The sequence below is a fragment of the Sphingomonas sp. 28-62-20 genome, assembly GCF_002281505.1.
Map to the genome: position 1 here is coordinate 1 of NZ_NCGH01000038.1, position 12406 is coordinate 12406.

The following is a 12406-nucleotide window of genomic DNA, read 5'->3' on the forward strand; positions in this document are numbered from 1 at the left end:
CATCTCTGCCGGCCTCCCTCACCAGCAAAGATCGTGAATCAGAAAAAGTCAGCCGTGGGAATCCCCAATCGATTCACCATCGTCGGAAACCGCTCTAGCGCGACGCTGGGTTGGGCCCCGGCGCACGGCCCCCGGCTGTCGACAACCGTCCGATACACAGGCGCGCAGTTTGAGGATGACCTGCAAACCGATGCCCTGCCCGCTGCCACCACCCTTGATGTGGTCGCTGAAATCCCGCTGGGCAAGCGGTTCGCCCTGGTCGGTCGCGCTGAGAATCTGTTTGACGCGGCGGTGGTTACCCGCAACCAGGGCGGATCGATTGACCTCGGTACGCCGCGGCGGCTGTGGATCGGCCTCCGGCTCCGCTAGCACCCGCCTTCCTGCCTGGTGATTGGTTACCAATATCTGGCCGAGGCAATCCGCGCGCCTTCAGCGAGCACTGCCATCTTCGCCCAGACGATGTCGCGATCAACCCCGCCCGATCCGACATGCACTGAAAAACCGCAATCGACGCCCGCCATCACATTGTCCCTGCCGACCAGATCGGCATAGCGGCCGATCCGCTGCGCGATCAGCTCGGGATGTTCGATATAATTGGACTGGCATTCGACGACGCCAGGGATCAGTACCTTGCCTTCGGGCAGGCCGACTTCCTTGAACATCTCAAATTCATGCGCATGGCGCGGGTTCGCCGCTTCGAACTGGATAGCATGCGGCCGCGCGCGCCAGACTAGGTCGATAATATCCTTGAACGGTACGTCGCAGTGGTGCGGCCCTGGATAATTGCCCCAGCACATGTGCATCCGCAGCTGGCTTTCGGGGATATTGGCGGTGGCGCGGTTGAGTGCTTCGATATTGAGCATCATCCGATCGCGAAACTGCGACAGGGTGAGGTCACGAAACTGGGTGTGGCGGCCCATTGCCAGATCGGGGCAATCGATTTGCAGCGTGATCCCGGCGGCGGCGATTGCCTCATATTCATGGCGCAACCCTTCGGCAAGCGCGAACAAATAGGCCTCATCGCTGTCGTAATAATCATTGGCGAAGAACAGCGCCGTCACGCCCGGCGATGCCGCACTCATGAACGCGTGGCGCCCTTCATGCTTGGCAATGGCGGTGTTCAGCGTGCGGGTATCGGCTTCAACCGCCGTCATGTCCTTGACGGTGATCGGCGCGTTACAGGCAGGCGTCTTGCGGTGCTTTCGGCCCGCATCGCCCGAAATGCGTTCCTTGACGCCCGGGAAATCCTCAACATCGGCAAAGACATAGCTGTTGCCGCTGCCGCCAAAGCCATTGAGCCGATCTTTGATATAGGTCGCATAGCTCGGCTTGGATTGTTCGCCGTCGTTGATGATGTCGATGCCGGCTTCGGCCTGTTTGGTGACGACATAGTCGACCGCTGCCTCAATCTGCGCCGTCACCGCGCTGGGCTCAAGCGGCAGGCCTTCTTCCTTGGCGAACATCAGCGCGATCAGATCATCCTGACGCGGCAGGCTGCCGACATGGGTGGTGAGAAAACGCCCCGCGCTCATGCGAGCTCTGCCCGCACGATCGCCGCGCCGTCGGCCATCGCCTTCATCTTGCCGAAAGCGACCTCGCGCGGCAGATATTTCAGCCCACAATCGGGCGCGATCACCAGCCGTTCGGCCGCGACATGCGGCAGCGCGCGGCGGATGCGCGCGACGACCGTCTCGGGCGTTTCGATGTCGTGCGTGGAAAGGTCGAGCACGCCCAGGATGATCGTCTTGCCGGTCAGCTTGTCGAGGATGCTGCAGTCAAGATTGGCCTGCGCGGTTTCGATCGAGATGTCGCACAGATCGGTGTCGGCGAGTTCGGGCAGGAAGTTGTATCCTTCCGGCCGCTCATGGATCAGCGCGGCATAGCCGAAGCAGATGTGGAGCGCGGTGCGACCGGTGACGCCGTCAAGTGCCGTGCGCAGCGCGTCGAGCCCGAATTCGCGCGCCTTTGCCGGACGGGCCTGCATATAGGGCTCATCGATCTGGACGATGTCAGCGCCCGCCGCGAACAAGTCCTTGATCTCGGCATTGACGGCAACGGCATAGTCATGCGCCATTTCGGCTTCGTCGGCGTAGAAATCATTCTGCGCCTGCTGCGCCATGGTGAAGGGGCCGGGGACGGTGATCTTGATCATCCGATCGGTATTGGCGCGCAGGAATTCGACGTCGCGCGTTTCAACGGCATGGCGGCGGCGGATCTTGCCGGTGACGCGCGGCACCGGATTGGGCTCGCCGCTGCGATCCAGCGCGACGCCGGGATTGTCGAGATCAACGCCGTCGAGTGCGGTCGCAAAGCGGTTCGAATAGCTTTCCCGCCGCATCTCGCCATCGGTGATGATGTCGAGCCCCGCGCGTTCCTGATCGCGGATCGCCAGGATCGTCGCGTCGTCGAACGCCTGTTCGCGCCATTCGGGCGCCACGCGCCACAGCTCGGTCGCACGCACGCGCGGCGGGAAGCGCCCGGCGAGCTTGACCTTGTCGATCAGCCAATCAGGTTGGGTGTAGGAGCCAACGAGCGAGGTGGGCAGCAGCATCGGTTTTTCGCCTTTTAGTGGAAAAGAGAGCGGGTAAAGTCCTGGAGAAGCGCATTGAACCGGGCGGGCTGGTCGAGATTGCATAAATGCCCTGCCCCCTTGATCGTCACCGCCTGGCCATTGGGCGCAGTCACGCCGATAAAGGCCGCAACCCGGCGCCGCCACGGCGTGTCCTGCGCCCCGGCAATCGCCAGCACCGGCATGGGCAACCCAGCGATGTCAGTATCGGTGATCGCGATCGTTGACGGTGAGGCAAGCAGATCACGTCCGTCATAGCTGTCGAGCATCGCCGCGAGCAGCGGCTGGGCGTCAGGCGCGGTGCGGGTCAGCGAATGACCCCCCCATTCGGCCTTCATCGCTGCCAGCTGCCCGTGCGCGATCATCGCGGCATAGCGGCTGCGGGGCAGCGCATCATCGGCGTCATCATGGCGCACAACATCGTGCAGCGGCGCGCCGACCAGCACCAATCCGGCGAGTCGATCGGGCCGGTGCCGGGCATAATCCAGCGCGACCGAAGCGCCCTGCGATAGCCCGACCAAAACAAAGCAATCGTGCGCGACGAGATGATCAACGTCCTGCCATTCACGCGCAAGATCGGCGGGGGCGCTCGATCGCCCAAAGCCGCGTCGGTCGGGCATCACCAGCCGCATTGCGGCGGCAAGTGGGGCCTGCAGCGCCCAGCTCCGGTGATCGAGTGTCCAGCCGTGCAGCATCACGATCTCCCGGCCATTGCCCGCCGCCGCAACGTGGAGTGTACCGTCGCCGACATCGATCACGCGCGCTGCAGCCGCTTCTTTCAGCATCGCGCGCACCCAGTTCAGATCAATGCGCGGCTTCGGCCAGGTGCCGGACGTCGTTATTGGGGCGGTGGTCGCCGGCGAGCCAGCGCTTGAGTTCGCTATGCGCGTCCTGCGCCCGCACCGCGTTGATCTGCGGCGCATGGTCGGCATCGCGCGTGAATTCGATGATCATCCCGTCGGGATCGGTGACATAGACTGACCGGCAATAGCCATGTTCAAGGACATAGGTGGCGGGCTCCACGAACCCGGCAGCCGCAATCCGGCGTTCGAGTTCGGCCTGTGCCGCCGCATCGACGGTGAGCGCCAAATGCCGGAACGGGCTGGGCGGCAGATCGGGGCCGAATTCAGCCTGGTCGTCGGCATTGGCAAACGAGAAAAACGCCATCGCGCTGCCATCGGGCAAACCGAAGAAGCAATGGCAATAGGTGCGTTCCTTGCCGAACAGATCCTCTTGTTCGCACCATGTCGCGGTCAGCGGGAAGCCGAGAATGTCTTCATAGAAATGGCGCGTCGCCTCGAGATCCTTCGAGACATAGGCGGTGTGGTGCAAGCGGCTGGGCAAATGGGCGCTCATGATCTGCTCCTGTCGGTTCGGAATGGGCGGTCGGTCAGTTGGTCAGTTTCTGCGCGATCCGCGCGACATGTTCGCCCTGGAAGCGCGCGCCCGCAAGCTCGTTGTCGCTGGGGGAGCGGCTGCCATCGCCCCCGGCAATCGTCGTCGCGCCATAAGGCGTGCCGCCGCTGATCTCGGTCATGATCGTGTTCCCGGCAAAGCTGTACGGCAGCCCGACGACAACCATGCCGTGGTGAAGCAGGGTGGTATGGAACGAAGTGATCGTCGTTTCCTGCCCGCCATGCTGGCTCGCGGTGCTGGCAAACACGCTGCCGACCTTGCCGATCAGCGCCCCCCGCGCCCAGAGTCCCCCGGTTTGATCGAGGAAATTGCGCATCTGTGCGGCCATATTGCCAAAGCGCGTCGGCGTGCCAAAGATGATTGCGTCATAATCGGCAAGCTCGTCGGGGGTCGCGATTGGCGCGGCCTGATCCAGTTTCATGCCGACGGCGCGCGCCTGAGCGTCCGGCACAATTTCCGGCACCCGCTTGAGCACGGCCGCGCATCCCTCAACCCCATCGACACCGGCCGCAACCGCGCGTGCCATGGTTTCGATATGGCCATAGGCCGAGTAATACAGGATCAGAATGCGGGCCAATGGTCAGTTCCTACCTAACGAAAAAGTCAGAATTTGAAGGTTCCTTCAAGCCCATAGATCCGCGGGCGGGCCTTGAAGACGAAACCACCCGGCGAGAATTCGGCATTGTATCTCTTGTCGAACAGGTTGTCGGCAAAGGCTGACAGCGTCCATTGGCCGCCATCGAGCGATATGCGCGTGTTGACCAGATCGACCGGATTGCGCGAGGTTGAATTGGTCACATCAAACCACGTCCGGCCGATACGGCGATAATCAATCCGTCCCCGCACCTTGAGGTCACCGCCGTTGATGCGGGTTTCATATTGCCCGCCGACATTCAGGGTATAGCGCGAGATGAACGGCGCTTCATTGCCGATCACCGTTGCATCGGGGAAGCTGGTGATTTCCGAATAGGTCACGCCGAGCCCGGCATTCAGATCAAGCCCACGCGCTGGGTGAATGGCGGTTTCGAGTTCAAATCCGCGCAGTCTCGCACTGGGCACATTGCCCAGATTCTGGGTCGAGTTCGCGGCCAGAAAGACGAAGAAATAGCCGTTGCGCGAACTGGTCGTATAAGCGCTGGCGTTGAACGTCATCAGATTGTCGAACAGGCTGCTCTTCAATCCGATTTCAACGGTATCGGCGATTTCGGCCTGGTAGATGTCGCCGACGCCGACCACGCCGGTACCCGCTGCAACCGCGCCAACCCCGGTCTGGTTGAAGCCACCGGAACGGAAGCCACGGCTATATCCGCCATAGATCGTCAGGTTTTTGATTGGCTGCCAGGTCACCGTGACCTTGGGCTGCCAGGAAGAGAAGGACCGGTTGCGGACTTGGCCGGGGATTCCAGCTGGGAACCCGGTCACCACCGGAATGAAGGCCGCCGGGGTCAGCGTGGTATTGCTGCGGTTGTCGCGGTCGTACCGAAGCGATCCATCGATGCGCAATTGCTTGGAAAATTCATAGCCAAGCCCGCCATAAATCGCCCAGGCAAAATTATCCTGACTATCGGCCAGAAAAGTCGCCTGCGGGTTCAGCGGGTTGGTGCTCGGCGTGCGGAAAACCGCGGTGACGCCATTGCCGGTATCGACCAGATTGCCAGTCGAAATATATCGATCGGTGTGGATCAGGTACGTCCCCAGCGACCATTCAAACGGCTGGTTATCGGGGGAGGAGATCCGCAAGTCTTCGCTGATCGCCCTCACATCCAAAAACTGGCTCTGGTTGAGATCGAAGCCGAAAAAGCGGAACAGCAAGGATTCCGGAATTGGCAGAAAGTCGAACGCGTCGCCGGTCAGGATTTCGCTGACCTTGTCATAGGAGGTGACCGACCGGATCGATCCCCAATCCGCTTGATAATCGAGCTTTAGCGACACATTATAGATGTCGCGATTGTCGATACCGGCATTGTTGACGCGCACCGGCAGGCTGACGTCGTTCACATCAGTGACGATGTTATAATAAAATGCCTGGGTTTTGAGGATCGAGACGAAGCCGCGCAGATCGGCGCTGAAATTGTCGGTCGGCTGCCACAACAGCTTGGCGCGGACCGAGAAATCCCTGACCGGATCGGCATCCTGCCCAAGGAAAGTGTTCGGAATATAGCCATCGGTATCGCGCCACGATCCCGACACGCGGAATTTGAGCGTATCGGCAAGCGGCCCGCTCAAGCCGGCGCGGATCGTATAGCCAAAGCCATTGTCGATCCCGGCCATGAAGCGACCTTCCAACTGGTCGGTTGGGTCCTTGGTGGTGATGACAATCGCGCCGCCAATCGCGTTGCGTCCATATAGGCCGCCCTGCGGTCCCTTCAGGATTTCGATCTGCTCGATATCGAACAGTTCCTGGTTGAATTGCGCAGCGTTGACCTGCTGCACGCCATCAACGACGACGGCGACTGATGGCTCGGAATTGCGGTTCTGGGTGATGCCGCGAATGATGACAAAGGCGTTGCCGACATTCTGCGTTTCAATCAGCTGAACGTTCGACGTCAGCCCGATAAAATCGGCTGGCTTGTCGATGCCAGCCGCATCGATCGCCTTGGCATCAAAGGCAGTGATCGCCGCAGGCGTATCTTGCAGCCGGGTGTCACGCCGCAGCGCTGTCACCACGATTGCATTGGGATCGGTTTCGGCTTCGGCCGCCGGCGGTGTATCCTGCGCTTGCGCAGGCGTGGCTATGACCATCGCCAATGCCGAGATCGATCCCGCCAACAGGGCGCGTGTCCAAAGAGCAGCCTTTTTCACCAGATATCCTCCCCCAATATCGGCGCATGCCTTGCGCTATCGCCAAGCGTCACGACACCGAATCTACCCCGGACAGACTAGGTTATTTCGTAATTCGAAGTCAAGTTCGATATGCGAAGTTTTGACGCTGGGGGCGCGGCAGGGACGATGGCCAGCCGATCCGCAAGCCATCGCAACCGAAATGCAGTGTTCAGTTCTGGTGGAGCGAATGGATGAGCGCGGGCCAGCGTTGCAGCGCACTGCCGATTTCCGCCGCTGCTTCGCGCAAGAGGGGCAGCCGGGTCCGCACCAGTTCCTCCTGGGAAATGCGCGTGGTCGATGTCGAACAGTTGATCGCAGCAACGATCCGGCGCTCGGCGTCAAAGACCGGCACCGCCACCGAGACCAGGCCGTAATCGAGTTCGTCCAGCGCGGAATCATAGCCTGTGGTGCGTGCGCTGCGCAGTCGCTCTTCTAATGTGGCGCGCGTCGTCACCGTTCGCTCAGTAAAGCGCGTGAGGGTGGCGCGATCGAAATAGGCGGCGGTCACTGTTTCCTCTTGAAAGGCAAGCAACACCTTGCCGAGCGACGTCGCATGCAACGGAAAGCGCGTGCCGACCGTCGCGCCAAGCCGAATGCGCCGATTGGTGGACACATGCGCAACGTAAAGAATGTCGTCACCCGACAATACCGCCATCGATGAACTGTCACCGGTATCGTCGCGCACGCGCTGCAGCGGCGGCAACACGACCTGTTCGACATTCATCGACGACAAATAGCTGCTGCCAAAACTCAGCACCTCAGGACGCAGCAGAAACTTGCGGCCATATTGCGCAACATAACCGAGCTGGACGAGCGTATTGAGGCAACGTCGTGCGACCGCGGGGCTCAGCTCGGTCAACTGCGCGACCTCGCTCAATGGCATTTCCGGGTGGCTCGCGTCGAAGGCGCGCAATACCCGCAGGCCGCGTTCAAGCGTCGAGAGATATTCGCTGTCCTTGGGCGGTTTCCCGGGGGTGGCCATGGCCCGCGTTACTGGTCGCGCCGGTGCAGGGCAAGATAGCGGCTATCCCGGCCGGCCGCCGCCGTCATTCCGCAGCCGCGGCCTTTTCGGCATGGCCGGCCAGCGTATCATTATGCTGGCCCAGCGTCGGCGGCGCGCTGACCGTCATCATCCGTTCGCCATCAAAGCTCACCGGTGAACGGATCGTGCGGAACGTCCCGTGCGGGCCAGCGGGGTCTTCGACGCACAATTGCAGATGCTGCGCCTGTTCGGTCTCGATTACCTCGGGCGCTGAATAGACGGGTGAATGCGGCACCTCGAGCCGTTCAAGCGTCGCGCACCAATCGGCGCGGGGGCGGGAGGCGAAGATCGGCGCAAGGAAAGCAGCGACTTTTTCGTAATTGGCGATGCGCGCGGTGCGGCTGGCGAATTCGGCGCGCGCGAGCATGCCGGGCTCGCCGACCGCCTCAGCCAGGTTTTCCCAGAATTTGGGCGGCGACGACATATGCAGCGCAATCCAGCCGCCATCGCTGCACTGGAACACATAGGATTGCGAGACATTGGGGCGGCTATAGGGGCCCATCACCTCGCCTTCCGCGAAATAATGCGTGAAATCGTCGAGGTTGAAATGCGCCATCGCCTCCAGCATCGACACCTCGACCAACCGCCCCTTGCCCGTCGTTTCTCGTTCATGCAGCGCAGCGAGCACACCATAGGCGCCGTAAAAACCCGTGATCGCATCTGCGAGCGCCGGCCCCACCACGCGCGGATTGGCCGGATTGACCAACAGCCGCAGGAAGCCACTGGCGGCCTGCGCGACGGTATCAAAGGCCGGCCGGTCGCGATCGGGGCCGGTCGCGCCAAAGCCGGAGATCGACAGATAGATCAGCCGCGGGTTGATCGCGCGAAGCCGGGCCGGGTCGACATGGAGCTTTTCCACCACACCGGGGCGGAAATTCTGGATGAAGATATCGGCGGTTGCGATCAGCCGATCGAAGCTTGCCAGATCATCGGGGCTGCGCGTATCGAGCGTGATCGATCGCTTGTTGCGGTTATAGGTCTGGAAATGCGGACTATAGAGACCGCCATTGAACGCGCGAAACGGATCGCCGCCATCGGGCCGCTCGACCTTGATCACGTCGGCACCCATATCGGCGAGCAACATGCCAGCGGCAGGGCCGGTAATGAACGTCCCCATTTCGACGACGGTGACATCGGCAAGCGGCTTGGCCATGTTGACTACTCCCTCAACAAAATCATAGAAACTTCGATATACGAAATCAACTTCGTAAATCGAAGTTAGCACAGGCGTCGGGAAAGGCGCTGCAATTGACCGGAAAGGGCCAAGCACAATGAGGATCGGCAAACAGGATGCGCCCTTTTCGGCGATCTGCACATCGGACGCGGAGAGCATCACCGTGCGCGGCCATGATCTGTGCGGCGAGATTATCGGCCAGATGGATTTTACCAGCTATTTCTGGCTGCTGGTCACCGGCAAGGCGCCGAGCGAGGTCCAGCGCTTCTTTGCCAATGCAGTGTTGGCGGCGATTGCCGAACACGGGCTGGTGCCCAGTGTGGTTGCCGCGCGGATGACCTATGCCGCCGCCCCTGAGGCCTTTCACGGCGCCGTCGCAGCAGGGCTACTCGGCTGCGGCTCAGTGGTGCTCGGCAGCGCCGAGGTAGCCGGGCGATTCTATGCCGATCTCGTGGCCAAAACCGGTGACGGGAATGAGGCAGCCACCGTGGCGAGCGAGGGTATCCGCCGCCTGCGCGCCGACAAGCTGGCGATCCCGGGATTTGGCCACCCGCAACATGCTGGCGGTGATCCGCGCGCGTTGCTGCTGCTTGATCTGGCCGAACGCCACGGCATTGTCGGCCCGCACATCGCCATGCTCTATGCCATCCGCGATGCGCTGCCCGGCACCCTTGGGCGCGCGCTGCCGATCAACGTCAACGGCGCAATCCCCGCCGTGATGCTTGATGTCGGCTTCCCCGTCGCCGCACTGAAAGGGATTTCGCTTCTCGCCCGCACCGCCAGCCTGATCGCGCACTTACAAGAGGAAACCGAACGCCCCATCGGGTTCATCATGTCGGGTGCGGCCGCTGCGGCCATTGACTATGATGGGGCGTGATCAGGCGGTTGCGGCCCACAATCAAAATCGGCTGCGTCGGCAGACCCTGACGGGGTTTCGCGCAGTTGTTTCCACGTCTGGCTAGTGCGTGTGCCGAGCGAGCGTTTACGGAGTGACGAGGCATTCGGCGCTGACGCGACGAACCAGAAGTGATTCGCAGACTTCACTTACATCTGGACGGCTGAAGGGTGGCTATACGTCGCAGCCGTCATCGCCCTGCTCTCACGTCGCGGAGCGGGCTGGTCGGTGAGCCGGTCGGCAACGTCTGGGACAATGCTGCAATGGAGAGCTTCTTCTCACCGCTCACGACTGTTCGGACCGCGCGAACAGCATAACTTTCGCCCAATCAGGCTCGGGCGAACGTGTTCGATTAGATCGAGCGCTTCTACCAACCGGCACGCAGCCACCCGATATGGAGTGTCTCACGCCATGGACTTGGAGAAGCAGGCTAATATAGCCTAACCTGGAGCTGCAAAACTGGGTACAGGCCAGCAGGTCGAATCGCAGGCTAGGTTTGCTCAAGCTAAAATAGGATCGTTCATGTTACAAAATGGACCTATCACGCCTGTTATTCTCTCAGGCGGAGTGGGCAGTCGGCTTTGGCCGATGTCGAGCGCCGAAATGCCCAAACAGATGCTATCCCTTATCGCCGATGAAACAATGCTGCAGCTGACCGCGCTGCGCGTACAAGGCGAACGCTTTGGCGCTCCAATCGTGGTCGCCAGTGCCCGACATGCAGATATGATCGAGACGCAGCTGGCCGATGTCGCCGCGCCTGCCGAGGCTCTTATCCTTGAACCGGCTGGGCGCAACACAGCGCCTGCGATCGCGCTTGCTGCAATTGCCGCAAGCTCAAGCCGTGGAGGACTGGGTGCGACGTTATTGGTAATGCCATCTGATCACGTCGTCGCTGACGTCGCCGCCTTTCATGCCGCGATCATGGTCGCGCTGCCCTTGGTCGAGCAGGGCTGGTTAGTTACATTTGGGATCGATCCTCTTACGCCTGAAACAGGCTATGGCTGGATACACATCGGCGAGATGATCGGCGACGGTGTCCACCGCGTCGCCTCATTTGTCGAAAAACCACCGATAGGCGCAGCCGAGGCGATGCTAGAGGCCGGCGACCATGTCTGGAATGGGGGCATCTTTCTATTCCGTGCGGACGCCTATCTGGGCGCGCTTGAAATACATGCTCCCGCGATTTTCGAGGCAACTCGCGAAGCAATGAGCGGGGCGACGCGTCTAGGCACGCGCATTTACCCAAAGGCCGATGCGTTCGCGGCCTCGCCGTCGGACTCGATCGACTATGCGGTGATGGAAAAGGCGGAACGAGTCGCGGTCGTACCGGTTAGTATGGGGTGGAGCGACCTCGGCAGCTGGGATGCACTGCACGAGTTGAGCGACCGCGATGCTCAGGGTAACGTGCATGCAGCGGAAAACATCGGCGAAGTGATTGCGATTGATACCGCGAATTGCATGGTGCGTACCGATGGCGCGCGGATTGCGATCTTCGGGACCTCGGATCTGATCGTCGTAGCCAACGGCAATGACATACTGATCCTGCCGCGGGGCCGCAGCCAGGAGGTCAAGACCCTGATCGATACGATGAGCCGCTGACGGCGCTGTCGAACCAATGCGGCGGGTGCTTCGGGGGGTGATGATATCGGGTAGGTGTGAGCCGCAAATTTGAAGCAAAGCCCGCCAGCCCCTTTTCGCTGTTTCAGTTGATTGCCTAAGATGATCCGGCTCGTGGTGCTGCCCTGCGCATCAGAGATCATGACTAGTAACTTAGCTCGTCAGGTGGAGACGCGTGATGCGGTCAAGCCGCTCGATCAACGCCAAAAAAAGCCTTTGAAGACAAATTGAGACCAACGGGACGCCGCGCTCTTGCCGACAAGCTCGACGTGGAGAGGTTCGCTGCGTTCCGCATTTAGCGCAAACCGCACCGGCATGTCGTAGGCAAACCAGGAATAAAGGTCGCAATCGCTCGTGCTCAATCCCTGTGACAGGCGCACAATCCCGGACCAGGAATGACGATGCATGATCGGGAGGATCTCAATCGCACCCGCAGGCACTGCGATCTCCAAGCTGCTGACGGGCGATGCGGAGATCGCGGCGTCCCATCGTTGATCGAATTCCCCTCGGTAGGTCACTGCGGACGCGGTGTGCTCAACGAATTTATAGTCGTCTTTCAAAAAGCGGCGCGGATCGATGCGCGATGGGGCTTGCGGTTCCGCAGTCTTGGTTGCTGCTATAAAATAGTCCTCTCCGGTTTCGGGATACTCGTTGCCGATTTGGGCGACCCGGACGCGAAATCCACCATCCTCGACCAGGCTGACCCATTCATCCGGTCCAAAGAAGTACGGGTGTTCGGGGTTCTGTTCCCAGCCGAAAGGCACCGCCATCATTAGAGCGGTTTCCGACGATGGTGAATCGATTGGGGATTCCCACGGCTGACTTTTTCTGATTCACGATCTTTGCTGGTGAGGGAGGCCGGCAGAGATG

The 12406-nt window shown here is 61.0% G+C and carries 11 protein-coding genes and 2 pseudogenes; 4 read left to right on the top strand and 9 right to left on the bottom strand.

The genetic code is table 11. From position 1 onward, the window contains the following. A pseudogene (locus tag B7Y43_RS19145) lies at positions 1-369 on the top strand (hypothetical protein); the annotation flags it as partial. Between the two features lie 26 nt (positions 370-395). On the opposite strand, the gene B7Y43_RS19150 reads toward B7Y43_RS19145, so the two are convergent. The 8 genes from B7Y43_RS19150 to B7Y43_RS19185 all read right to left on the bottom strand — a co-directional run bounded on the left by B7Y43_RS19150 (position 396) and on the right by B7Y43_RS19185 (position 9003). Beyond that, on the bottom strand, positions 396-1532 hold the full coding sequence (locus B7Y43_RS19150; protein WP_374133279.1) for a cobalamin-independent methionine synthase II family protein: 1137 nt from the start codon (positions 1530-1532) through the stop codon (positions 396-398). Further along, positions 1529-2551: a 5-methyltetrahydropteroyltriglutamate--homocysteine methyltransferase gene (locus tag B7Y43_RS19155; protein ID WP_374133280.1), complete on the bottom strand. Its 1023-nt coding sequence runs from the start codon at positions 2549-2551 to the stop codon at positions 1529-1531. The genes B7Y43_RS19150 and B7Y43_RS19155 overlap by 4 nt, the downstream gene beginning before the upstream one ends. 14 nt (positions 2552-2565) lie before the next feature. After that, positions 2566-3354: an alpha/beta fold hydrolase gene (locus tag B7Y43_RS19160; RefSeq protein ID WP_374133281.1), complete on the bottom strand. Its 789-nt coding sequence runs from the start codon at positions 3352-3354 to the stop codon at positions 2566-2568. Between the two features lie 19 nt (positions 3355-3373). After that, on the bottom strand, positions 3374-3925 hold the full coding sequence (locus B7Y43_RS19165; RefSeq protein ID WP_374133282.1) for a VOC family protein: 552 nt from the start codon (positions 3923-3925) through the stop codon (positions 3374-3376). A 34-nt stretch (positions 3926-3959) separates the two neighbouring features. Continuing rightward, entirely contained in the window at positions 3960-4562 is a 603-nt protein-coding gene (wrbA, locus tag B7Y43_RS19170) for an NAD(P)H:quinone oxidoreductase (RefSeq protein WP_374133283.1), read from the bottom strand. A 26-nt stretch (positions 4563-4588) separates the two neighbouring features. Next, positions 4589-6787: a TonB-dependent receptor gene (locus B7Y43_RS19175; RefSeq protein ID WP_374133284.1), complete on the bottom strand. Its 2199-nt coding sequence runs from the start codon at positions 6785-6787 to the stop codon at positions 4589-4591. A gap of 190 nt (positions 6788-6977) precedes the next feature. Further along, the gene (locus B7Y43_RS19180; protein WP_374133285.1) at positions 6978-7790 is read right to left on the bottom strand and encodes an IclR family transcriptional regulator C-terminal domain-containing protein; all 813 of its coding nucleotides are present in this window, start codon (positions 7788-7790) and stop codon (positions 6978-6980) included. 64 nt (positions 7791-7854) lie between these two features. Further along, a complete protein-coding gene (locus B7Y43_RS19185; protein WP_374133286.1) occupies positions 7855-9003 on the bottom strand; it encodes a CaiB/BaiF CoA-transferase family protein in 1149 nt (382 codons plus the stop codon). 118 nt (positions 9004-9121) lie between these two features. Between B7Y43_RS19185 and B7Y43_RS19190 the strand changes: the two genes are divergently transcribed. From B7Y43_RS19190 to B7Y43_RS19200, 3 genes and pseudogenes are all read left to right on the top strand, one after another. Beyond that, positions 9122-9901, top strand: coding sequence for a citryl-CoA lyase (locus B7Y43_RS19190; protein ID WP_374133287.1), 780 nt, complete (start codon positions 9122-9124; stop codon positions 9899-9901). Between the two features lie 114 nt (positions 9902-10015). Then, positions 10016-10363: pseudogene (locus B7Y43_RS19195) on the top strand (IS3 family transposase); the annotation flags it as partial. Between the two features lie 78 nt (positions 10364-10441). After that, the gene (locus B7Y43_RS19200) at positions 10442-11518 is read left to right on the top strand and encodes a mannose-1-phosphate guanylyltransferase (RefSeq protein WP_374133288.1); all 1077 of its coding nucleotides are present in this window, start codon (positions 10442-10444) and stop codon (positions 11516-11518) included. A gap of 215 nt (positions 11519-11733) precedes the next feature. Here B7Y43_RS19200 and B7Y43_RS19205 read toward each other — a convergent pair whose 3' ends face one another. After that, entirely contained in the window at positions 11734-12309 is a 576-nt protein-coding gene (locus tag B7Y43_RS19205) for a hypothetical protein (protein WP_374133289.1), read from the bottom strand. Positions 12310-12406 lie beyond the last annotated feature (97 nt).